The following is a 1185-nucleotide window of genomic DNA, read 5'->3' as shown; positions in this document are numbered from 1 at the left end:
GCATCACATCGAGTAGTCGCGACCTACCGACCGACTCCTCTCCGTGTTCGTGACGCAACAATGCCGCTCGATTAGGTTGGAAGGATGCCCGTCGATTCCAACACGCCAACAGTCGATCCCAGGTCGATCAATTTTTGAACGCCGAGTCCGAGGATTTTCCTCAATGTCGATCAGTGGGTGGCGCAGGACTCGTGGCCCAATGCCAGCCGGCAGACCGGTGGAGTCCGGGTGTGGCGCGTCTTCGTCAGGTAGTGGAACTGCCGGCCGTGGAAAACGAGCGGTTGACCGACCGGATCTCGATCGGTGTTCTCGCCAGCGTTGTTCCTCGGGACCTCGTCGAGGAGATCCTGGTGGAGACGAAACGGCAGGAGAAACGCGTCCGGTTGCTGCCGGCCCGGGTCATGGTGTACTTCACGATGGCGATGTGCCTGTTCTTCGACGATGACTTAACTTCTACAGCCACGACCTGTGGCATCAGGCCCTCGACACCGGCGCGGACCTGCTCTGGCGAGTCAAGGCCAACCTGACACTCCCGGTCATCGCGGCCCTGCCTGACGGCTCCTACCGGTCCCTCCTCATCAACCCGAAAATCAGCGGGAAACGACGAACCCAGCTCATGTCCGACGCCCGCGCCGGCCAGACTCTTCCCGAGGAATCCGCCACACCGGTCCGGATCATCGAATACACCGTTCCCGACCGTACCGGCTCCGGCCACGGGGAACTGATCTGTCTGATCACCAACATCCTCGACCACACCGACATTCCCGCCGTGGAACTCGCCACCGCCTACCATGAGCGCTGGGAAATCGAGAACACCTTCGACGAAGTGAAAACCCACGCGCGAGGCGAGGCCCGTGTCCTACGCTCGAAACTCCCCGACCTCGTCGAACAAGAAATCTGGGCACTCCTCCTCAGCCACTACGCCATCCGAAGTCTCATACGCGAAGCCGCCGACGAAGCCGACGTCGACCCCGACAGAATCTCCTTCATGCGATCACTACGCGTCATCCGCCGCCAGGTCACCGACCAGGCGGATTTTCCCCCCTGAACACCACGCACACGCCCACCAGGAAACCCTCACATCCGACGCGGCCGCCACAACGCCTACCGTGTCCATTCAGGGGTGGGCGGCTGTAGCCCGCTGACCTTGGGGTTTGTGTTGAGGGGACACGTCGTGGGTGTTGC

The 1185-nt window shown here is 61.8% G+C and carries 1 pseudogene; it reads left to right on the top strand.

Features of this window, described 5'->3' with window-relative positions:
- Positions 1-230 precede the first annotated feature (230 nt).
- Positions 231-1048: pseudogene (locus MXD60_RS26225) on the top strand (transposase domain-containing protein).
- Positions 1049-1185 lie beyond the last annotated feature (137 nt).

Origin of the sequence: Frankia sp. AgB32, from assembly GCF_023243045.1 — a bacterium.
In the GTDB taxonomy this organism is placed as follows: domain Bacteria; phylum Actinomycetota; class Actinomycetes; order Frankiales; family Frankiaceae; genus Frankia.
The sequence above is the reverse complement of the archived record's forward strand: the minus strand, read 5'-3'. Positions and strand labels throughout refer to the sequence as shown.